Annotated in this window: 1 protein-coding gene; it reads right to left on the bottom strand. The window is 36.4% G+C overall.

Features of this window, described 5'->3' with window-relative positions; translation table 11 throughout:
- Positions 1-19: 19 nt before the first annotated feature.
- Positions 20-979, bottom strand: a complete 960-nt coding sequence (locus FFX44_RS12570; RefSeq protein WP_289981785.1) for an IS30 family transposase — start codon at positions 977-979, stop codon at positions 20-22.
- Positions 980-1,065 lie beyond the last annotated feature (86 nt).

The raw sequence follows: 1,065 nt of genomic DNA, 5'->3' as shown, positions 1-1,065 counted from the left end.
CTTGAAATGTCAAATTAAGTTAGAAAAAACTTAATTGCTTATCTGTGATATTTTTCATGAATATCTCAATTGGTGTTTTGTAATTTAGTGATTTTCTCGGTATATGATTACGACGGCCACTGACTTGTTGAACCACAGTATTTGGTAAGTTACGAAAATCCATGTCCTTTTTGAGACCATCTCGTCTAATCAATCCGTTGTTGTTTTCATTTAAACCACGTTGGTTAGGAGCTCCAACTTCGGCAAAGTAAGCACTAATATCATGCTTGTTCGCAATTTCTTTCCAGCCAGCGAATTCTTTACCATTATCAAAAGTAATTGACTTGAAAAGATGTTTTGGCTGCTGAGACAACCATTGATCAAGGTATTTGTTAACACATTCAGCTGATTTTTGTTGAATGTTCAAAATAATTTCAACTTTGGAAAGACGCTCAACTAAAGTCATAACTGCACCTTGGTGAGCCTTACCTTGGACTGTGTCTGCTTCTAAGTGACCAAATTCATGTTGAAAATGAGGGTAATCTTGATATCGTTGGTAAATACTTCTGCCAAGTCGGCCGGCTTTACCACGTCGTTCAACGTAACCATTTGGATGCCGCTTACCTTTCATTGGTAACAATTTCCTATCGAAAACTCCCCTTTGAAAAAAGCGATATAAAGTTCTCATACTACAACTGATATGAATCTCTGCGCGACCAACGATTGTATCAGGGGTCCAACCTAATGAGACTTTCTGCTCAATATATTTGACTTCATCTTCTGGTAATGTAATTAATTTTCGACCACACTGAGCCTTGTTAATTCGGTAATTTCCTTGGAATTGGCTAATTGAACTACCGGTATCTAAGAAGCGGTAAACACGATAAACAGTTTCACTAGAACGTTTAAGAGCTTTAGCAGCTTGGTAAGCTTTCATACCTTGTTTCCAAAAATTATATATGAAGGTTAATTCCCGTGTGGTAAGATGTTTATAGGTCATTTGTGGTTACCTCTCTTTTGATTAGGGATATTCAAAAGTCTACCACAAATGGCTTTTTTATTTCTAACTTAATTTTACAAACGACG

It is taken from the genome of Lactobacillus sp. UCMA15818, assembly GCF_030400225.1.
Taxonomy (GTDB): Bacteria; Bacillota; Bacilli; order Lactobacillales; family Lactobacillaceae; genus Liquorilactobacillus.
Note: the sequence above shows the minus strand (reverse complement) of the source record. Positions and strands in the feature narration are given on the sequence as shown.

Coding starts and splice junctions, on each gene's coding strand:
- FFX44_RS12570 (WP_289981785.1), bottom strand. CDS start 979: ATGACCTATAAACATCTTACCACACGGGAATTAACCTTCATATATAAT.